Source organism: Bisbaumannia salifodinae, from assembly GCF_055388505.1.
Window position 1 is genome coordinate 2,644,663 of the sequence record NZ_AP043781.1, and the last position, 20,937, is coordinate 2,665,599.

General features: G+C 57.0%; 19 protein-coding genes. 3 read left to right on the forward strand and 16 right to left on the reverse strand.

Annotated elements, in window-relative coordinates:
* Positions 1-171: 171 nt before the first annotated feature.
* Positions 172-3,423: an FAD-binding and (Fe-S)-binding domain-containing protein gene (locus ACZ5EF_RS12335; RefSeq protein WP_346061869.1), complete on the forward strand. Its 3,252-nt coding sequence runs from the start codon at positions 172-174 to the stop codon at positions 3,421-3,423.
* A gap of 61 nt (positions 3,424-3,484) precedes the next feature.
* Positions 3,485-3,685 carry a DUF2905 domain-containing protein gene (locus tag ACZ5EF_RS12340; protein ID WP_198057553.1) on the forward strand — a complete coding sequence of 67 codons (201 nt, stop codon included), beginning with the start codon at positions 3,485-3,487 and terminating at the stop codon, positions 3,683-3,685.
* A 577-nt stretch (positions 3,686-4,262) separates the two neighbouring features.
* On the opposite strand, the gene ACZ5EF_RS12345 is transcribed toward ACZ5EF_RS12340, so the two are convergent.
* Positions 4,263-4,706, reverse strand: a complete 444-nt coding sequence (locus ACZ5EF_RS12345; protein WP_346061870.1) for an N-acetyltransferase — start codon at positions 4,704-4,706, stop codon at positions 4,263-4,265.
* 71 nt (positions 4,707-4,777) lie between these two features.
* Positions 4,778-5,344 (reverse strand): TetR/AcrR family transcriptional regulator, encoded by a 567-nt coding sequence (locus ACZ5EF_RS12350; protein ID WP_346061871.1) that lies wholly within the window; start codon positions 5,342-5,344, stop codon positions 4,778-4,780.
* 97 nt (positions 5,345-5,441) lie between these two features.
* Between ACZ5EF_RS12350 and ACZ5EF_RS12355 the strand changes: the two genes are divergently transcribed.
* Entirely contained in the window at positions 5,442-5,924 is a 483-nt protein-coding gene (locus tag ACZ5EF_RS12355; protein ID WP_346061872.1) for an HPP family protein, read from the forward strand.
* A gap of 120 nt (positions 5,925-6,044) precedes the next feature.
* Here the strand turns inward: ACZ5EF_RS12355 and trhA are convergent, their stop codons facing one another.
* The 14 genes from trhA to ACZ5EF_RS12425 all read right to left on the reverse strand — a co-directional run bounded on the left by trhA (position 6,045) and on the right by ACZ5EF_RS12425 (position 20,566).
* A complete protein-coding gene (gene trhA, locus ACZ5EF_RS12360; RefSeq protein WP_346061873.1) occupies positions 6,045-6,701 on the reverse strand; it encodes a PAQR family membrane homeostasis protein TrhA in 657 nt (218 codons plus the stop codon).
* Positions 6,702-6,792: 91 nt separating this feature from the next.
* On the reverse strand, positions 6,793-7,266 hold the full coding sequence (locus ACZ5EF_RS12365) for a GNAT family N-acetyltransferase (RefSeq protein ID WP_346061874.1): 474 nt from the start codon (positions 7,264-7,266) through the stop codon (positions 6,793-6,795).
* Positions 7,267-7,370: 104 nt separating this feature from the next.
* Entirely contained in the window at positions 7,371-7,718 is a 348-nt protein-coding gene (locus ACZ5EF_RS12370; protein WP_346061875.1) for a DOPA 4,5-dioxygenase family protein, read from the reverse strand.
* Positions 7,719-7,815: 97 nt separating this feature from the next.
* Positions 7,816-8,550 carry a hypothetical protein gene (locus ACZ5EF_RS12375; protein ID WP_346061876.1) on the reverse strand — a complete coding sequence of 245 codons (735 nt, stop codon included), beginning with the start codon at positions 8,548-8,550 and terminating at the stop codon, positions 7,816-7,818.
* 176 nt (positions 8,551-8,726) lie between these two features.
* The gene (locus ACZ5EF_RS12380) at positions 8,727-9,329 is read right to left on the reverse strand and encodes a PIN domain-containing protein (RefSeq protein ID WP_346061877.1); all 603 of its coding nucleotides are present in this window, start codon (positions 9,327-9,329) and stop codon (positions 8,727-8,729) included.
* A 102-nt stretch (positions 9,330-9,431) separates the two neighbouring features.
* Complete coding sequence (locus ACZ5EF_RS12385) at positions 9,432-10,271, reverse strand: hypothetical protein (RefSeq protein ID WP_346061878.1); 840 nt, start codon at positions 10,269-10,271, stop codon at positions 9,432-9,434.
* 265 nt (positions 10,272-10,536) lie between these two features.
* Entirely contained in the window at positions 10,537-10,785 is a 249-nt protein-coding gene (locus ACZ5EF_RS12390; RefSeq protein WP_346061879.1) for a hypothetical protein, read from the reverse strand.
* A gap of 268 nt (positions 10,786-11,053) precedes the next feature.
* A complete protein-coding gene (gene istB / locus ACZ5EF_RS12395; RefSeq protein WP_346061880.1) occupies positions 11,054-11,860 on the reverse strand; it encodes an IS21-like element helper ATPase IstB in 807 nt (268 codons plus the stop codon).
* Positions 11,857-13,038: an IS21 family transposase gene (gene istA, locus ACZ5EF_RS12400; protein ID WP_346061881.1), complete on the reverse strand. Its 1,182-nt coding sequence runs from the start codon at positions 13,036-13,038 to the stop codon at positions 11,857-11,859. The genes istB and istA overlap by 4 nt, the downstream gene beginning before the upstream one ends.
* Before the next feature lie 377 nt (positions 13,039-13,415).
* Entirely contained in the window at positions 13,416-14,690 is a 1,275-nt protein-coding gene (locus ACZ5EF_RS12405; RefSeq protein WP_346061882.1) for a PIN-like domain-containing protein, read from the reverse strand.
* A gap of 600 nt (positions 14,691-15,290) precedes the next feature.
* Entirely contained in the window at positions 15,291-16,091 is an 801-nt protein-coding gene (gene trpC, locus ACZ5EF_RS12410) for an indole-3-glycerol phosphate synthase TrpC (RefSeq protein WP_346061883.1), read from the reverse strand.
* A gap of 13 nt (positions 16,092-16,104) precedes the next feature.
* Complete coding sequence (trpD, locus tag ACZ5EF_RS12415) at positions 16,105-17,124, reverse strand: anthranilate phosphoribosyltransferase (RefSeq protein WP_346061884.1); 1,020 nt, start codon at positions 17,122-17,124, stop codon at positions 16,105-16,107.
* Between the two features lie 28 nt (positions 17,125-17,152).
* Entirely contained in the window at positions 17,153-17,734 is a 582-nt protein-coding gene (locus ACZ5EF_RS12420; RefSeq protein WP_464123368.1) for an anthranilate synthase component II, read from the reverse strand.
* A gap of 330 nt (positions 17,735-18,064) precedes the next feature.
* Positions 18,065-20,566: a hypothetical protein gene (locus ACZ5EF_RS12425; protein ID WP_346061886.1), complete on the reverse strand. Its 2,502-nt coding sequence runs from the start codon at positions 20,564-20,566 to the stop codon at positions 18,065-18,067.
* Between the last annotated feature and the right edge of the window lie 371 nt (positions 20,567-20,937).

Consider the following 20,937-nt stretch of genomic DNA (forward strand, 5'->3'; position numbering starts at 1 on the left):
CACAGCCCCCGCCCGGCGCCCTGCCCCATTTCGCAGGCCATCCGACCCCGCCACGGCCTGGCGCGGCGGGTGCGCCGGGTGTCGCTCTCGGGTAAAGTAGGGAAACGATTCCAAACCGCCCGGCCTGCTCCCCAGGCGACGCGCGGCGACCTACGGCCTGATGACGACCCCATGATCGCGAGACTGGATACCGAGCGCCTCGACGCTCACTACCTGCGTTTCCTCGAGGCCCTCAAGGCCTCCGGCTTCGAGGGCGAGATCGCCCCGGACTTCGCCAACCGCACGGTGCTGGCCACCGACAACTCCATCTACCAGCGCCTGCCCCAGGCGGTGATCTACCCCGAGGGGGCAGCGGACCTGGAGCGGATCGCCCGCCTGGCCGGCGAGGCGGCCCACCGCCAGGTGGTGCTCACTCCCCGCGGCGGCGGCACCGGCACCAATGGCCAATCGCTCACCGACGGCCTGGTGGTGGATGTCTCCAAGCATATGAACCGGATCCTCGAGATCGACGTGGAGAAGCGCCGAGTGAGGGTCCAGGCCGGAGTGGTCAAGGATCAGCTCAACGCCGCCCTCAAGCCTCATGGCCTGTTCTTCGCCCCGGAGCTCTCGACCTCCAACCGGGCGACCATCGGCGGCATGATCTCCACCGACGCCAGTGGCCAGGGCAGCTGCGAGTACGGCAAGACCCGCGACCATGTGCTGGAGCTCGACAGCGTACTGCTGGGCGGCGAGCGCCTGGAGAGCCGCCCCGTCGACGAGGCGCAGCTTACGAGCCTGTGCGAGCGGGACGACGCCACCGGCCGCGCCTACCGCACCGCCCGGGAGATCATCGACACCCAGGGCGAGCTGATTCAGGCCAAGTTCCCGCCGCTCAATCGCTGCCTGACCGGCTATGACCTGGCCCATCTGCGCGAGGCCGATGGCCGGCTCAACCTCAATAGCCTGCTGTGCGGCTCCGAGGGGTCGCTGGGCTTCCTCAACGAGGCGGTACTCAATGTGCTGCCGATCCCCAAGCACTCGACCCTGGTCAATGTGCGCTACGCCGGTTTCATGGACGCCCTGCGCGACGCCAAAGCGCTGATGGCTAGTTCCGCCAGGCCCACCTCCATCGAGACGGTGGACGACAAGGTGCTGATGCTGGCCATGGAGGACTTCGTCTGGGATAGCGTGGCGGAGTTCTTCCCCGGCGGCGGCGAACCGGCCCCCGAGCCCGAGACGGATGCCGAGGTGGCGGTGTCGACACGCCCCGCGGCCACCGCCGCCCCGGCCATTCGCGGCATCAACCTGGTGGAGTTCAACGACGACGACCCGGCGCGACTGGCCGAACGGGTCGCGGCCTTCTGCCGTCACCTGGAGGCCGATGCCAGCGTCCAGCGCCTGGGCTACACCCTGGCCGAGGGCCGCGCCGCCATCCAGCGGGTCTATGGCATGCGCAAGCGCGCCGTGGGCCTGCTGGGCAATGCCAAGGTCGATGCCAAGGGCGAGAAGCGCCCCATCCCCTTCGTCGAGGACACCGCGGTACCGCCGGAGCACCTGGCCGACTTTATCAGTGAGTTCCGCGACGCCCTGGACGCCCGCGGCCTGGCCTACGGCATGTTCGGCCATGTGGACGCCGGGGTGCTCCACGTGCGCCCGGCCATCGATATGAAGGACCCGGAGCAGGAACGGCTGATCCGCGAGGTCTCCGACGAGGTGGCCGAGCTGACCCACAAGTACGGCGGCCTGCTGTGGGGCGAGCACGGCAAGGGCGTGCGCTCGGAGTACGCGCCGAAGTTCTTCGGCGAGCTCTACCCCAGCCTGCAGCGGGTCAAGGCCGCCTTCGACCCGCATAATCAGCTGAATCCCGGCAAGATCGCGACGCCGCTCTCCTCATCCCCCCCACCCGAAACCGTGGGGAGCCCGCCCGAAACCGCGGGCAAAGCGTCCGACACCATTGCCACCACCCCGGCAGAGCCAGTGAAGCTCGTCGATCCGGGCCTGCTAAGCATCGACGGGGTGACCACCCGCGGCCAGCTCGACCGCCAGATCGACGAGCGGGTCTGGCAGGCCCATGACGCCGCCGTCTATTGCAACGGCAACGGCGCCTGCTACAACTACGACCCCAATGACGCCATGTGCCCCTCCTGGAAGGGCACCCGCGAGCGGATCCACTCCCCCAAGGGCCGTGCCAGCCTGATGCGCGAGTGGCTGCGCCGCCAGGGCCAGGCCGGGGTCGACGTGGTCGGCGAGGCCGAGCAGGCCCGCCAGGGCGGCTGGCTGGGCGCCGTGGCGCGCCTGCCCAAGCGCACCCTGAACACCCTGCGCCGGCGCCAGGAGGACGACTTCTCCCATGAGGTCTATGACGCCATGGCCGGCTGCCTGGCGTGCAAGTCCTGCGCCGGCCAGTGCCCCATCAAGGTCAATGTGCCCCAGTTCCGCAGCCAGTTCCTCGAGCTCTACCACGGCCGCTACCTGCGCCCGCTGCGCGACTATTTGATCGGTGGCCTGGAATTCCTGGTGCCGACGCTCTCGCGCATCGCCCCGCTCTACAACGCCGCCCTGGGCAACCGTCTGGTGGATCGCCTGCTGGCCGGGCCCATCGGCATGGTGGATAGCCCGCGCCTGTCCCGGGCCAACCTCGGCAAGCAGTTGCGCGCCTGGGGCGTCGCCGAGGCCACGCCCACCTCACTCGGCCTGTTGACCGAGGCGCAGAAGGCACGCAGCGTGGTGATCGTCCAGGACGCCTTCACCAGCCACTTCGAGGCCAAACTGGTGATGGATATCGTCGAGCTGCTCTCGCGCCTCGATATCAAGGTGTTCGTGGCGCCCTTCGCCCCCAACGGCAAGCCACTCAACGTCCAGGGCTTTATGGGCGCCTTCGAGCGCACCGCCACCAAGCAGGCCAAGCGCCTGCGCACCCTGGCCGAGTTCGGCGTGCCCCTGGTGGGGATCGACCCGGCCATGACCCTCACCTACCGCCAGGAGTACGTGAAGTCGCTGGGCGAGGACGCCGTGCCCGAGGTGCTGATGCTCCAGGAGTGGCTGGTGGCCCGTGCCGCCAGCCTGGCGCCGCGCCAACAGCCCAACGCCGAGGCAGCGAAAGACCCCGGCTACAAGCTGCTCTCCCACTGCACCGAGGCCACCAATGCCCCGGGCAGCCCCAAGGCCTGGCAGCAGCTCTTCGCCGCCTTCGGCCTGGAACTGGAGCTGGTCAACACCGGCTGCTGCGGCATGTCCGGCACCTATGGCCACGAGGCTCGCAACCTCGAGACCTCCAAGACCATCTACGGCCTCTCCTGGCAGGGCCTGGTGGAAGACCCGGCCAACCAGGGTCGCCTGCTGGCCACCGGCTACTCCTGCCGCAGCCAGGTCAAGCGCCTCTCCGACCAGCGCCTGCCCCACCCGCTGCAGGGGCTGCTCACGGTGCTGAAACAGCAAGGCTGACGCAAAAAGATGCCCCCATCACCGGTATCCGTGATGGGGGCATCCCCTCCAGGAGGCGAGCATGAACCGCACCCTGATCCTGATCGGACTCTTGATTGTCGCCATCGGCCTGCTCTGGCCCTGGCTCTCCAAGCTGCCTTTCGGCCAGCTCCCCGGCGATATCGCCATCCGCCGCGAGAACGTCTCCTTCTACTTCCCCATTACCACCATGATCCTGATCAGCCTGGTGCTGTCGGCGATTCTCTGGCTGTTCAATCGTTAGGCCGGCCGGCTAGGAGCATGCTGCGAGCCCTGCCGATACGACTCGACACTCTCACCGCAGGATAATAACCACCGGGCATCCCACGCTTGCGCTCAGCCATCAGGCCCAGGAGCACCAGACTCCAGACGATATTGCCCGGGCTCCCCGGGATGGATACGCACGACGTGCGGCTCAAAACCACCATGCGATGGAGCGATATGGACGCTCAAATAGGGACGCTCCTCGTCCCATACCCATGTCGCGGCCTCCACCACCGTCCCGTAACCCAGTTCCTCTAGCTGCCGTCGCTCAAGAAGCCGCCAATCCTCCCCGGAAAGGTCGAACCACTCCAGATAGGGCTCGCTCCAACAATGCTCGGGGGAACAGACGGTGTAGACGAGAAGACGCATCGATCCCGCCGAGGCAATCAGCCTCAACCCGGGATCCACGGGGGGACGCACACTCTCCGAGAAGGCCACACTAGAGACAGTTAGCAGGGCAATACATATCAGTCGTCGAATCATAACGCCTCATATCGCCTATGAGTCAGGAAGCCCACTAATCCCGCAGCGTCTGCACTGACCTCGTTGCTTCATCGCTAAGACGACGCCATCAACGCCCCACGGTACTCCATCACCAGCTCCGGCTGCCCGGTATTGGCGTCCACCTGCTCGGCGTGAATAACGAACCCATGCTTCCGGTAGAACTCGACGCTGGGCCGATTCGCCCGGTAGACGCTCAATGTCAGGCCGCCACGCCGCCGCTTGGCGTCCTCGATCAAGGCCGAGCCGATCCCCCTGCCCTGCCGGTCCGGTGACACGAAGATGGCGGCCAGGGTCGCCTCGACCAAACAGTAAAAACCGCTAACGCTACCGTCCTCCTCGAACACCCAGGTCTCTGCGGCGGGCAGATAGATGTCTCGCATCGCCTCGACCTGGGACGCCCAGAGCGCCGCAGGCACGAAGTCGTGTGCCTGAATCGAGGCCGAGAGCCAGATAGTCAGAACCTGGTCGATATCCTCTTCTCGATAGTCGCGAATCATCCGATGCTTCCTTGTCTCTGGCGACTTCGACCAGTGCGGTATATAAATAGCCGAACCAGCCCCGATAACCTTCAGTCTTGCAGGAAACTATCCACTAGCTCCCTGGCTTCCGAAGCCGCCTCGAGGTTTCCCTGAACATGCGCTACCGAGATGGCGCCTTCCTTCAGCAGGACCACCAACCGTGTGACCTCCTCTTTTCGCCCTTCCGGGAGAGACAGCGCATCCACATGTGTGCGAATCAATGCCGTAATTCCTGCCTTGTGCTCGGCACAGGCCCGATGGATGGCACTGTCTTGGTCACCGAATTCAGCGCTGGCATTGATGAAGAAGCAGCCATGGAAAGGCTCGAGATCCGGCACCCGACCGTGGAACCAGTCATCCAGGGCATCAAACAGTTCCAGCAAGGCGGGCTTTCCAGCTGACACACTATCCAGCCTCGAGCGTAGCCAGGCCCGGTAACTGCCGTCACGGTAGCGAATCGTCGCCTCCACCAGATGCTCCTTGCTGGGGAAGTGATGATACAGCGTCTTCTTGGCGACCCCGGACTCCGCCAGCACCAGGTTAACCCCCACGGCGTGAATGCCCCGGGAATAGAACAATCTGAAAGCGGTGCGAACCAGCCGTTCTTGCTTATCCATGACGAACCCCAGATCACATCGGAGGTCACAGCTTGACATGGGGAGACCGAACTGTCTACTTTGTGCAGACCGATCTGTCTACCAACGAGGTTTACCCATGCTCCGACGACTGACCACCTCCCGCCACCTTGCCCCCTTGATCGCCGGCCTGGGCGCCATGCTGTGCATTACGACGCTTGGCAGCCTGAGTACCGCCACCGAGTCCTCCATCTGGTTGATGGCCCCCTTCGGCGCGACCATGGTGATTCTATTCGGGCTGCCGGAAAGCCCCTTGGCACAACCCCGGAATGTCATCGTCGGGCACCTGTTGACCACGGCGATTGGCCTGTCTGTCGCAACCTGGATGGACATCACGCCCTGGTCGATGGGGTTGGCAGTGGGACTGGCGGTAGGCTTGATGCTGCTCACCAACACGACCCACCCGCCGGCCGGAGCCAATCCGCTAGTCGTTATGCTGGCGGGAGAACACTGGGATTTTCTGCTGATGCCAGTGGCTGCGGGAGCCGTTCTGATCGTGGCGTTCGGGGTGATCTATCACCGGTTGGTTTCCGGTAAGCCCTATCCCCAGCGCTGGCTGTGAATAGTATCCTCAGAAATATGGAGTGGCGGGGCCAGAAGGAAGGCGCAAAGGACCCAGCTGGCTAATTTTTATAAGGTTGGCGTTCATCCCCCGCTCCCACCGGCCGGCTGCAACGTTCGGTTAGGCCGCATACCAAAGTACTGCGAAATAGTGACATGCGGTACCGGCTAAAACGAAGCAATGCCAGATGAGATGTCCATACCGTAGCGTCGAACCAATGGCGAAGAAGAGTACACCGGCAGTGTAGGACAGCCCCCCTGCCAGCAGCCAAAGCAGACCAGGTGTCGGTACTCTGGCGACCAGCGGCTCTAGCGCAATGACGACGATCCACCCCATCAGGAGATAAAGCGCCGTGGAGAAGATGGGATTCGAGGCCTTGCCGGATGCCTTCAAGGCTACGCCGACACTAGCCAAGCCCCAGATAACGCCGAAGAGCGTCCAGCCCCATGCACCGCGCAGTACCCCGAGCGTGAACGGCGTGTAGGTTCCAGCGATAAGCAGATAAATCAAGCAATGATCGAGGACGCGGAAAACGCGCTTCGCCTTGCCCGCAGGCAGCGCATGGTAGATCGTGGATGACGAATAGAGAAGGAAGATGGCTGCCGAGAAGAGGCTGGTGCCGACAAGGAATGCTGTGTCGCCGTGCCTTGCAGCATGCATGAGAAGAATCGGAACGCCAACAAGCGCCGCAACAATGCCTGCGCCGTGGCTCAGGCTGTTAGCGATTTCTTCCGATCGAGACTGCTCACGGCTGAATTTCACAGGCAGTGTACCCATGCCGGTTTCATACGAGGCCTAACGTTTGCAGCGCGCGGGTTTTAGTGTAGGCGAAACCGCAGTGGAAATGCCATCGCTGTAACTGCGATGGCTAGGGCAAAGACTTAGAAAGTCGGAACGAAAAGCTCCCATAGCCCAGCTCTCTATAGAAATCTAGAGCGTCATAATTGAACGCCATCACCTCTAGCTTGATGTCCTCGGCTCCTTTCTCTTTTGCATAAGCCTCAGCAGCAGACATAAGCTCTCGGCCTAAGCCCCTACCACGATAACTTTCGGACACTACTATTGTGGCTACGTGTCCACGGGGCCGAGAAGTAAGAAACGGGTATGGCGCCGACATTGATACCGACACAGCCACTGCACCTGTTAATATGCCATTTTCCTCTGCAACAAATACCGTGGAATCATCCATACTCATGAAGCCTAGCCAATATGGCTCATCACGATTACTTCCGTCTGGCTTGACAAAGTCATTCGGCATATATGCATAGTGAACTTCATTAATCTCATTAGAAAGCCGACAAATGGCTTTCAAATCGGCTTTCCCAGCTTCACGGACAGTCAAATTGACGATCTCCTTTTGTCCTTAACACCACCATTACGCACAGCATTATAGTGAGGACAATGCCGCAACAAAAAAATCCGTCTCAACGCTTAATATATCCATACTTACAACCCATTTAAATTTATCTCCACACTATCGCCTAGCCAATAGGCATATTTCGTATGATCAGCCAGGTCATCACCCGTTAAAGCGTGAACCAATACACTTAACCCCCCTCTATTCTCATCCAGCCAGGGAATGAACTCATCAAAGGATTTTCTACCAAAAGTAATTTGGCAGCTCCACTTGGTATGAGGTCCCACCAGCTTCTGATGAACACGCCCGACCTTCAACCCAAACTTCTCCCCTGCTTCTTCACAAAGCTCAGAGGCAAAATCCAGTGTTTCTTGATCAAAATAGACATGGGCGTGATACCCTTTATGTATATTGATTGGCCTCTTGGAATTATTCACCTTAACTGTACCTTAGCGATAAATTTACATGGAAGCCTTACGCCGGTGTAACGGGTGCATTAGAGCGCAGCGTAAATGCATCCCGTTGACACCCTTGTTAGCCCTGAGCCTGTGAGATCAACAGGCTTTCGATTAATATATTACCTTCCTGAGCTTTTAATAAAATGTTTTCATAATAGAACTTGACTTTTTCCTTTAACTTTAGGCTTTCTGCCATATGCTCTTTGAAGCCCATTAGACATTTTTCTGGTGTCATTTCTTCTTCTGATTCAATGATTTCTGATGTAAGCCCCATTGTTCTATAAAAAAGCTCTTTGCTTTTCTCCATGATTTCTTTTAGCTCAAAAACCAGCTCCAGCTCTGTTGATGCAAATCCTTTAGATAGAATGGGAATACTCAAAGCTAGCATTTTCGAATACTTATTAATTGCAGATTCAGCAGGCTTTTGCCTTTTGGGCCAATGCTCTCTCTTGATTTCAGCATAAACTCGATAGTCTGAAAACTCAGAAAAATCTTTTTCTTCGGCCTGAAATATAAAATAGTTTGCAGCTTCCTCTATATAGGCATGATTAATATCAATATATTCTAGAAATGTATTGATAGCGAAAAAATGAGATTTATTGAGCTCTAAAATACTGTCAATTTTTCTTTCTAGATATCTAGCTAGCTGCCCACTAAGCACTTCTAGGCCCGCCTTATAAGTTGCAACATCTTGTTGAAGCGACCTATTTAAAGCACTTTTAGTTCCCTCTAGACAGATTGAAGCTCTATGTTTTTCTGGACAAACGCTCAGAATATTTGTGATCGAGGTGTTTGAAGAATATTTTCTCACCAAACTTAGCCACAATTGCCATAGTTAGCCCACCTCCAATAGCTGCACTCACCAGATACTTCATAATCTCAAAAAACTCTTGGGGCAAGAATAATCTCCTTTCTAGCGTGGGGGCTAACGCGGAGCGAAGCGGCGGCCCGTCAGGAACGTCAGGGACGTCCGACTTACGCGTTTTGTTAAGGCTTTCCAGGTAACTGGTAACTCACCTTCGAGTCGTTCGTGATGACGATTTTTTGTCGGATCAGTTCGTCCATGATTCTTGCCAACTCTTCCTCTTCAAGCTTCTTCATGAACAACGAATTAATCGAGTTAGAGAGTGTCTTCACCGCTCTTGGCTTGGCTGCGCCGCGGGCCTTGAGAAATTCCACAATCGCGTCGATTCGCTCCGCCATTGACTTAGAATTTGAGATTTTGAGAAGAGGAATCTCCGAAATATCCTTTTCTCTCTGGGCATAGATCCGCTTAGTCTTCAAGTGTTTAATCAGGGGATCGAAGCCAGTGTCTTTTGAAATAATATGGAAGTAGCAATCTGGATCCTTTGCCGCGACATTTCCAATGTAGAACGAAATGTGAAAATCCAGCGCATTCGGTCCATTTCCCTCGATCTTCACATACTCTGCATCAGCGCCGAGAGACTGCATAGCACATGCCAGATCGAACGAGATCTTTACCTGTTTCGAGCCGACAAAAACGATGACTTTAAAGCCGTGCCCCTTGAGTAGCTCAAGATTTTTTGGCTGGACATTTTCAAAATCAATCAAGACGTAATTGGTTTTCAAGGATACTTCCTCGCTTCCTTGCATTTGGCCTTAACGCCCGCATTTTCGGCTGCTTTGGAGCGCAGCGGAAAACCAGTCCGACAACATGCGCTTGTTACGTTTTCATAGTTCGATCATGTCAGCTATCTGGTAGCCCTCGTTACTGATCTCGAAAACTTGACCTTTATTTCCCCGCTCAATCACGAAGCCTTTCTCGACTAACTCGCGCAACGCACCTTCCCAAAGGGCAACCTCTCTCCGCTCATTGGAGCTAATCAGGTTTTTGCCATTCGTCTGAATATCCGTGCCGCCTAGATGGCGAAGGTATAGGATAGTTCCGTTCTTGTCCTTGCTAGCTTCTTTGAGCAGAACCTTGGCTTCATTCGTAAGCTCGGGGAACGGGGTTTTGGACTCTACCACATGGATATGATCTGCCCCTGACTCCGCCTTGAACATTGGATGGTCGTACATTTTTAACTGAAGCTGTCGATAAAACTTATCCTTAAAGCCAGTCAAGTTATCATAACTTTCGTACAAGCCTCTGTTTCTGCACGAGTCTTTAAACTGTTTCAGCTGTTCAATCTGTTCTGTTTCAACCGTGTCAATGGCTACTGGCTGACTAGAAAAGTAAAGCATCGTTGGCTTTCCAGATTGCATATGCCTTTCAATTTCTTCAACCGTACCGCTAGCATACTCAGTCGTTGGCGTCCCAATTCGGGTCCAGAAAACACCGACAAGTAGATCGCACCTTTCCAGAACCTGGTTATTGATAATATTCTGGGCCGAATCTCCCATCTCAGGTGACGAGTGAGTCTCCCAGCCAACCGGAAGCAGAACAATTGACCGTGCTTGAGAATGAACCGCATTCCACTCATAAACAACGTCACGAATTATTGCTCGTTCCGAGGCGACATCGCCTGGCGATGCGATCATCACGTTGTAGACCTTTGATTCATAACTCATAGCACGATACTTCCTTGTAAACGTAACGAGGCTGTAGCAAAAGGCACGAGACTTTCAAAAGCCTCGAATTGATCAATTTTTGCACTGATTTTCGTGCTCTCTCGTAAAATCCAGACCAGTTCTCACCAGAAGCTCGACCAGATTTCGCGTACGGGCGCGACCATATGAAGCACATGGACTTTTGCTACAGCCTCAACGCCGCAAGCAAGGGCGCGCGTTAGCGCGTCCAGCCCGTAGGGCGATTTTTCCTTGCCTTGTTATACGATTATTCGCCATTTTTACTTGTGAAAAGGCCACCAGCAAAACCAAATACTGCAAACAATACATTTGCCATTACTTGTCCCTCAAGCTTACCTGCTGCGTAAAGCAGTGAAGATATTACAATGACCAATATGATTAGAAATGTACTGGTTGTAAAACGGCCAAAACCTTCAGTTTTTGTAAAGAAGAAGCCGAGAAGTGAACCTGCACCTAATATAAAAATCCCTATAAGTAACCAAAAATCTATATCCATTACTATAGTTCACTCCTCACTGGTTGATTCGTATAATGACTTAGCTAAGCGGCGCGCGTAAGCGCGTCCGGTGGAGGCCCGACAGGGCCGGAGCGTACTGAGCGGCTTGTTAGGCGAGCCGAAGCCACCAAAGATTGGCGGAAAAACCAAGCTCACGCTACTGATGCTCTTTGTAGAACCTGACGGGCGGCAAGGAATCAGAGCCTTCAGGTTGTCAACGTCACTGAAGGTTGTCCGGTTTTCATCAGCTCAGATTGTCCGGTTTTTATCAGTGCTCTTTCATCGGAACAGGCTCAGGGGCGTGTGAGGTCTCGTCCTCCTTCGTCGTCGGTGTGGTCACCAGCCCGGCTCGACGCTTGTCCTTCAGCCGGTAGCTCTCGCCCTTGATGTTCAAGGTGGTTGAGTGATGCAGCAGCCGATCCAGGATCGCGGTGGCGATGACCTGATCACCGAAGATCTCGCCCCAGTCCATGAACGATTTGTTCGAGGTGAGGATGGTGCTGGCCCGTTCGTAGCGCCGGTTGATCAAGCGGAAGAACAGGCTGGCTTCCTCTCGGGTCATCGGCAGGTAGCCCATCTCGTCGAGTACCAGCACCTTGGGGTAGGTCAACTGTTGGAGTTGCCGATCCAGGCGATTCTCCTGGCGAGCACGCATCAGCGTGCCGACCAGGCGATCCAGGGTCATGAACAGCACGCGGTGGCCGGCTTCGGCGGCCTTCACCGCCAGGGCGACGGCGAGGTGCGTTTTCCCGACGCCGGGCGGCCCGAGCAGCACCACGTTCTCACCACGCTCGACGAAGCCCAGGCCGGCTAGCTCGCGCACGATCTTGTGGTCGATGCTGGGCTGGAAGCTGAAGTCGAACTGCTCCAGGGTCTTGATCCACGGCAGCCGCGCCTGCTTCAGGCGCGACTCCAGCCCCTTCTGGTGGCGCCCGCCCCATTCCTGTAGCAGGGCCTGTTCGAGGAACTCGCGGTAGTTCAGATCCTGCTTGCTGGCGTGCTCGCAGAGGCTGTCGAGCGAGGCCTGGAGGTGGTCCATCTTCAGGCGGTTGAGTAGCTGTTCCAGAGCCATCACAGCACCTCCTCGTAGACCCGCAGGTCACGCTGCTGCACCGACAGGGTCTGCTGCCACAGGGCCGCATGGTGCTCCGGCACGGTCCGCCAGCCGGCCTGTGGCGCTTGCAGGCGATGTTGCGCGATGGCGTCACCGGCCGGGGAATAGACGGTCAACTCATCGTCCAGGCTCAGCCGGATCACCACCGCCTGGCCGCAGTAGCTTTCGGGAACGCTGTAGCGGTTGCCCCGGACCTCGATGTAGCCGTCCCAGCCGACCTGGCGCAGGTCGTGATAGCGCGTATCGAAGTCGGTGGCCGGCAGCACCTGGAGAGCCTCGACCTCGGTGGTAAAGCGCTCGGCCGGGGTCTGGCGGAATTGCCGCAGTGGTCGCTGATCCGCCACCCGCTCCAGCCACAGCTGGAGCAGCTGGTTCAGGTGGGCATAGCTCTCGAATTGCCGATAGCGCTGGAAGAAATGCTGCTTCACGTAGCCCACCATGCGCTCGGTTTTGCCCTTGGTGCGCGGGCGTTGCGGCCGGCATGCCTTGGGCGCGAAGCCGTAGTGGTTGGCGAGTTGCAGGAAGCCGGCATTGAAGATGACGCGACGGTCGCGATCATGCTTGAGCACCGCTGCCTTCTGATTGTCGACCAGCACCGTGCGCGGCACGCCGCCGAAGTGGCGGAAAGCCTGCACCAACGCCTCGTAGGTGTGCTCGGCATCCTGGCTGGGGGCCGCCCAGGCATGGAACCGCCGCGAATAGCCCAGCGTGTTGACGGCGAAATTGGTCTTGCAACGCTGGCCGGCGATGACCGTCTCGATCTCGCCCCAGTCGTGCTGGAGCTGGAAGCCGGGTTGGGTCTCGAAACGCACCGTCTGCTTGCTGGGCCGCAAGGCTCGCTTGGGCTGGATGTACATCCGCACGATGGTGACACCGCCGCTGTAGCCCTGCTCACGGATCAGTTGGAAGATCACCTCGGCGTTCCAGACGTTGTCCGCCAGCAGCTGATCGATGATCGGCTTGTAGGGATCCAGCTTGCTGCCGCGCGGCCTGGCTGGGCGCCCGGTAGGTGCCTCCTCGCGGCGCAGATGGCGGCGTACGGTGCGTTCGGAGCAACCGATCTGATGTGCAATGTCCACGAGGTGGGCGCCTCGCTGGTGAAGTTGCCTTATCATGAGAAAGTCCTCTCGGCTCAGCATGGCGCGGTCCTTACAGGTTTGGTCACCAGCAAGGAAAGGTCATGCGGGTCGGGGGGACAATCTGTTTTGATGATTTACGGACTTATAGCTCCGGCGTCGACAAGGTAGAGTTTCCGGCGCCAAGTCGACTCGCCAACCCCGCTCCGAACCCCACTTTTTTAACGAAACATCATCAATCATAGGGTGTTCAAAGGTGCGAGGATGCGGGTTCGAGGATGGAAAAGCCTTAGCGATCTACGCATAAGGAATCACCAAATCGGTCTTGTCGGCTGTCTTAAGCTCCGCTTCGAGCGCGTTTCTCCATTGGTGAGACGCAGAATCAGTCATTTGTTAAGACTCCCTATTTCATTCGCCTAACGCAAAAATCAGCGGCGAGTTTACGAGTCCGCTGAATTTTCTTGTTCAATGACTTTCATTCGATGGGCAACTTCTTTTTCTAGCTCCATCATATGGATTTGCATTTCTTTATACTTCATAGATGAGTTTTCAAGGTTTTTTCTAACTCTCGAGTATTCCTCGGATAGAGCTGTATAATGATCCATAAATGGTTCAAATTCGGGGTTGTCTACGCCCTCTCTCAGTAAATTCTCTTGATGGTGCCGCATGTCGCTTCTTACTGACTCCAACTCTTGCATACGCTGCTGCAACATGTGACGTTCTTCTTCGTATGCCATCATCCTACTCTTGCTGCGCTCCAGCTCTTGAAACAAATGACTCATCTCACTTTTTCTCCGTTTTAGGTATTCCATTTCCCTCATCCGTTTCTGAGCCATCTTGTCCCTTCTCCTAACCTCTCGAATCTCCTCAACTATTTCGTCACTTACTTGCTCATCTAGGTTTTCTCTAGCCAGCTCCAGAAAGCGATCAGCTTGATACATGTGAAAAGTATTATTCGCACGATCTTTGAATTCTTTTACCAATTCAGGACGTGGCCCAACGGTCTTCCCTTTAAATTTTTCCCACCAGTCTTCTTTTTTGTCATCAGTGACTAAAACTATGCCTTTTCCGGAAGTTATTGCTTGATCAATGACTTGCGTCCAAACAATTAAGTCGCCATACTTCCTGCACTTCTCTGTGAATATATCGCTGTCACCTGACTTAGCTCCATCTTTAAAGCCAGGTGGTACTTTTTGCTTATATCTTTCTTCTCCCTCAGCAATCAATTCGACAAGCCTTTCCTTATCATATGGCTGTCCGACTCTATTCTCGAATATTGCCGAAACCGACGATTTTATTTCATCATTTGAAATTCTATTGGTATGAACTGACCGGTTTTTATCTAGTTCTTCGCAAAGCTCATCAAATACCTTGCTTACTTTAGACATAGTTCTGTTGCTGACAAAAGGATGTTGGCGGGCATTCTCAAGATCGCTGCGTAGAGACTGGATCGACTTCTTTGTCTCATCGTAAGATCTTTCTTGCTGATCTATAACGGAAAGTCGATTGTTTAAGTACTCTTCAGCAGCTCTATGGGGAATCCAAACTCGATCTTTAATCTTATCCAGAATACGTAGAAATTCTTTGCGAGTAGTATCGGAATATCGATACAGATTCAGAAGGATGTTGGCATCAAAAACAAACAATGAGGTATCCCAAACCTCCCGAAGCTTTCCTTCACTCTCTTTAAAGTGGCCTGGGAACAGATCCTTCATGCTATCTCCTCATTGAACAGGTATTAGACGGCGCGTTCTATGATTGGACCAACGTGCCGGCACGGTTGTCCAGCCAATATAGCTTACCACTTAGCGGCTAACCAATTGATTTTAAAATAAATTAATTATAATTTTGCTGTCTATTCAGAATTCGCGCGCCTGCTGCTTTTTCCGACTTCAATCATCCCGGGGAGCGGGCTGCTGATGTGGTGAGGGGCGCCGGGCACGCTACCGCCCCTACCCTGCGTCTTGGGATGGCGGCCGCCATCCATGCGGTAGTCCCCGGGTACCTTGTCATTATTCTCCTGACCATCTCAGCGGCCTTAAGTATTGAGAGTAAGCAAGGGAGGTGGGAGATGCAAAGGTGGAGTGTTGGGGGGGATCGCAGCAACAGGGGCGCCTGGCGGCGCCAATCGCCGGCTAAAGCCAACTCCAACAGGAACCTGGCGGCGCCAATTGGATCGCCCTTCGGTCGATATCGCGCGGAATCCGCGCTCCCACAAGAGCCAGCAGGATTCAATAGGGCATAGCATTCCAGAGGCAAAAAACCCCGGGCGGTGTGCGGCCGTCCGGGGTTGGGTGGGGCGTGGCGGGCTTAGCTTAGAAGAACAGTTGCTTCAGGGCGTCGCCGGGGCTGGGTTGGCGCATAAAGGCTTCGCCGACCAGGAAGCCGTGGACGGCTTTCTCGCGCATGCGGGTCACGTCGTCGCGGGTGTGGATGCCGGACTCGGTGATCACGGTGATGTCTTCGGGGATCTGCGGCAGCAGCTCGAAGGTGGTCTCGAGGCGGGTGTCGAAGGTGTGCAGGTCGCGGTTATTGATGCCCACCATGGTCAGGTCGAGACGCAGGGCACGCTCCAGCTCCTTGGCGTCGTGCACTTCCACCAGCACGTCCATGCCGAGTGCCCGGGCCTGCTGGTAGAGGTCGGCCATGCGGGCGTCGTCCAGGGCGGCGACGATCAGCAGGATGCAGTCGGCGCCGATGGCGCGGGCCTCGCTCACCTGGTAGCCGTGGGTGATGAAATCCTTGCGGATCACCGGCAGGTCGCAGGCGTCCCGGGCGTCGATCAGGAAGTCTTCGTGGCCCTGGAAGAAGTCGGCGTCGGTGAGCACCGAGAGGCAGGCGGCGCCGCCGGCGGCGTAGTCGGCGGCGATCTCGGCGGGCCGGAAGTCTTCGCAGATCACGCCCTTGGAGGGCGAGGCCTTCTTGATCTCGGCGATCACCCCGGGCTCGCCCCGGGCGATGCGCGTCTCCAGGGCCTGGACGAAGCCCCGCGGGGCGCTCTGGCGCTCGGCCAGGGCCAGCAGGTCGCGTTCGGCCACGGCGCGGCTGCGCTCCTGCACTTCCTCGTCCTTGCGGGCGAGGATACGGGCCAGGATGGTGGGCAGTTGGGTCGTCATCAGTGGGTATCCTTTAGCCCGCGAAGACGCGGGAGAAATCGGCCAGTTCCTTGAGCTTCTCCAGCGGTAGCTTGGAGTCCTGGGCGTCCTGGGCCATGGCCACGCCCTCCTTGAGGGTGTCGGCCACCCCGGAGGCATAGAGGGCGGCGCCGGCGTTAAGGGCGACGATATCCGCCGCCGGACCCTCACCCACCAGAGCCTCCTTGACCAACCGCAGGCTGTCCTCGGCGGTCAGCACCTTGAGGGGCTCCAGGGACTGGCGCTCGATGCCGAAGTCTTCGGGGGTAATGGTGTACTCGCGGATCTCGCCGTCCTTGAGCTCGGCAATGCGGGTCGGCGCGGCCAGGGAGATCTCGTCCAGGCCATCCTCGGCGTGGGCCACCAGCACATGGCGGCTGCCCAGGCGCTTGAGCACCTCGGCCATCACCGGCACCAGGCCGGGCTCGTAGACGCCCAGCACCTGGTTGGGGGCGCCGGCGGGGTTGGTCAGCGGGCCGAGGATATTGAACAGGGTGCGCACGCCCATTTCCCGGCGCGGGCCGATGGCGTGGCGCATCGCCTTGTGGTGCATGGGCGCGAACATGAAGCCCACCCCCACCTGGTCGATGCAGCGGGCCACCTGCTCGGCGTTCAGCTCCAGGGTGATGCCGGCCACGGCGAAGAGGTCGGCGCTGCCGGAGGAGGAGGAGACGCTGCGGTTGCCGTGCTTGGCCACATGGGCGCCCCCCGCCGCCGCCACGAAGCTGGAGGCGGTGGAGACATTGAAGAGGTTGGCGCCGTCGCCGCCGGTGCCGACGATATCGACGATATTGTCGCCATGCACCTCCACCGGAATCATCAGCTCGCGCATCACCTGAGCGGCGGCGCTGATCTCCTCCGGGGTCTCGCCCTTCATGGAGAGGCCGATCAGCAGGCCGCCGATCTGGGCGTCGGTGGCCTCGCCGGTCATGATGGCGCGCATCACCGCGTAGGTCTCGTCGAAACTCAGGTGACGGCCCCGCATCACCGCATCGATCGCTTCTCGCATCTGCATCGTTGGGTCTCCTTGCGATCCGCGGCGCTTAGCCACGCTTGAGGAAGTTGGCCAGCAGCTCGTGCCCCTGGCGGGTAAGAATCGACTCGGGGTGGAACTGCACCCCTTCCACGTCCAGGGTCTTGTGGCGCAGGCCCATGATCAGCCCCGGGGTGACGTCATCGTCGTCGACCCAGGCGGTCACTTCCAGGCACTCGGGCAGGGTCTCGGCGGCCACCACCAGGGAGTGGTAGCGGGTCACCTCCAGGGGGTCCGCCAGGCCCTCGAAAACGCCGTGGTGGTGGTGGCGCACCTGGGAGGTCTTGCCGTGCATCACCTGGGGGGCGCGCACCACCTCGCCGCCATAGACCTGGCCGATGGCCTGGTGGCCCAGGCAGATGCCGAGGATCGGCAGCTTGCCGGCGAAATGACGAATCACCTCCAGGGAGATGCCCGCCTCGTTGGGGGTGCAGGGCCCGGGGGAGATGACGATATGGCTCGGCGCCAGGGCCTCGATCTCCTCGAGGGTGATGGCGTCGTTGCGGTGGGTGATCACCTCGGCCCCCAGCTCGGCCAGGTACTGCACCACGTTGTAGGTAAAGCTGTCGAAATTGTCGATCATCAAAACCATTTCGGGCATAAGCTCCTGATTTTATTGAGTCCAGCAGTTCTTCTCCAGGATTCTTACTCACAATCTTACTCACAATGCCCGAATCAACCCCTCGCGAGCCGGCCGATACAAAAATGCCGCCTCGCAGGCGGCATTTTGTCCAGACACGCGAAGCCGCCCCGTCAGTTGCCGAGGCGCCACCACTGCTTTGCGAAGGTCATGGGAGAAGAAGTCATGGCGGTATAGTGTGGCCGAGGCGCCATGCTGTCAAGAAGACCGCCCCACCGGGCGACCTTCTTGAGCCTCGCCCCTCCGCCGGGAGACACCCGCGCCAGCGGGGATCAACCGGCGTCAGTCAGGCCAATACTGCAACACATTTCCGTTTATGCGTCCTGAGTCAATGGCGTCAGCAACATAGAGAGCAGCCCCGACCCCTTCTGAATAATAATCATATGAAGAGCGCCTTGAGGACGTACCGTGGCAATACATGGTGCCAGGGAAGCCGCTCGCACCAACAGAGAAGTTCCTGTTCTGCGTATCTGTTGGTGCGATGCTATTTTCCGCCCTTGTTCCAACATTAAGAGAAACACCAGAAGTGGTATCAACAACGTTTGGACCGTAGTTCGAGTGGTATTCTCCATTAATCCTGATGACATTTCCGGCGTCATGCATGGATGATCCATTCTTATTCTCTGGCCCCGATGGAGAAACACTGCCAGCGCCATAGCTATTAACATTAATTTCAATTGCGTTGCTTTGTAAGAGCCCAGAGCTATCAACATGGTAGTTGAAGTTGTCGAGTCCATTCCCATACGCCTCTACATCTTCAACGAAAACATCTGCTCCATCGGCATCTACCCCGAAGTTTAGAGAGTAGTAAACCCCTCCCTCGCTCATGTACAGGCGTGGCTTAATTCCATTTTCAGCATATGCCTGCACCGGATTTCCGCTTTGAATTTCAGCATTCTCTAGATATAGTGCTCTATCACCCTGGAGCAGAATCCCTCCATTTGACTGAACTCGCAAATCCCCATCCGGAGGGTTGTTAGAGAATCGACGAACATACAGCTTATTAGCACCTGAGTCGAAGAACCAACTACCAGGATTGGCGTTAACATCAGCAATGCTTGATCGTTCAGAAAAAGCCTTATACTGGCCGTGCCTGTTAAGAATAGAGGAATCAAAAACACCGAACACGCCAGAGGCGACGGTGGCCTCATAAGTGTGGGTGGTGCCTGATGCCACAGACCATGAAATCTCAGATGGATCTGGGCCATTCCAGATCGTGACAGGGGATCCAGACCAGCTCTTAATCTGCACAAATGGTTTTTGGTAAGATGAGTCGATCACTATAGTTGATTCATTGTAGTTCACATCGGACATCATCCACACAACGCCGGCAGAGTTCAAAGAAAAAGCAGCGGAAAGTGTTTTTAATGGAGCATTCACGCTACCATTGTTGGTGTCATTGCCATTTACATAATCAACATAAACAGCTATCAAAGATTCGTCTTCAACCTCTAACGCATAATCTCTAACGTTAAAGTCAACCTCGGCCATTCCATCCGAATTAATAGAATAAGTGTCAAATGGAGCCCAAGAGAGACCGGGGGGGAGGGAAAACTGCGCCACCCCTCTATCAAACGAGCTTCCAACTCGATTAGAAAAATTGGAAAAATAGGCACCCTCGCCAACGAACTGAATGCCAGATGGGTTAGATAGAGGATCACTCACATATTCGCCAGAATCCAGATAGATCACTGGATAGTTATTTCCTTCACAGTAGTTGATAAGGTTCTGAAAAATAGCTGTATCTGTGTCACCAGTGCCAGGAATAATTCCTGCAAACTCTGCATTGTTCCTTGGATGCACAGCAATGTACACGCCAGCGCCGCTTGGATCAGACTCTCCTACGCCAGATTGAAAGTCACCAAGGCTGGGCTTGGTGCCATCCCACGGGACAGTTGGAGAAATAACCCCAATGCCATCATGTTCAGACTTTGGAGTACCAGCCGAATAGTAGAACTCTCCTCCACCAGCGCCTGATCCTGGAAGATATTCACTTACGCTCACATGCTGACCATCAACGAGACTAACAAGCGCCTGCATCTCAACAATAGTGTTCGCATAAACAACTCGCCGATCTAGTCCGTCGCCCAGGGCTATCAGCGATGCCATCCATTCCGCCAGAGATCGTTGGTCGGCGGTGCCAGAGGCGGTCACCAGAGTTGTGTCGCCCACCGCACCCGATTCCAAGGCAGCAAGGTACTGATAGACCCACTGCCTGCTCACTGCGTCAGATGGCTCAATGGGATCGCCAACACCGGTGATGCGCCGCCCCTGGGCGTCAAAGTAGTCGCTTGCCCGGGTGCGCGACAGTGTGCGCTCGAGCCGCTCCTGCTGCTGCTGGTCGATCATCCGCGAGCGATCGAACTCGTCCTCGATGGTCTCGGGATAGTAGGCGCCCTGGTTGCGTAGATCGGTCTCCTGCACCACTGGGATCTCGCGCAGGATGGTCAGCGTCTCACCGGTGGCCAAGCGGTCACCGCTTAGCGGGTAGGTGACGGTGCCGCCGGCCTCATCGCCCACGCCATCCACGCTATAGTCGCTGCCGCGCACCAGGGTGGTTTCGGTGTCATCGACATCGGTGAGCACCACCACTAGGTCGTCGGCGTCGAAGATCTTGAAGGTGTAATCGAACTCGGTGGCGGAGTCGTTGCCCTCGTACTGAACGCGGTTTTCGCTTGTAGGGACGGTCATGGGGCTTCCTTTTGTTGAGCCCCTCGAGTCTTGAGCGACAAAAGGGGCGGGCTGGATGAGAATGACTGCCAAGACCGTGACCAGAAACTTCATCAGTAATCCCTGAAATCGAATTCGGGTCACAGCCTATCATGCCGGCGCTAGGAATGAAGGGCCCGGCCCGTGGTCATCCTGTAAGTTTTAATAGCGGTCTACCAATCGTAGGCTGAGCACGCGAAGATCATGTCGCGCACTAAATTATGGAGACTATTCGGGCCTTCCTCGTCGGTGACCAGGACTTGAGCGGGGCATTCTGCCCTTGAGACAACTACTGGTAGTGTGACTCGGAGAGGCTGGCTATGCTGTCAGCCAATCTACCCGGAGAATCTCAATGGAATACCTGATTGGCGCTCTCTATGTGATTGCCGTGGTCGGCGGCCCTGGGGTGATCTTCACTTGGCTATTCGATAAGTGATCGTCGCTGA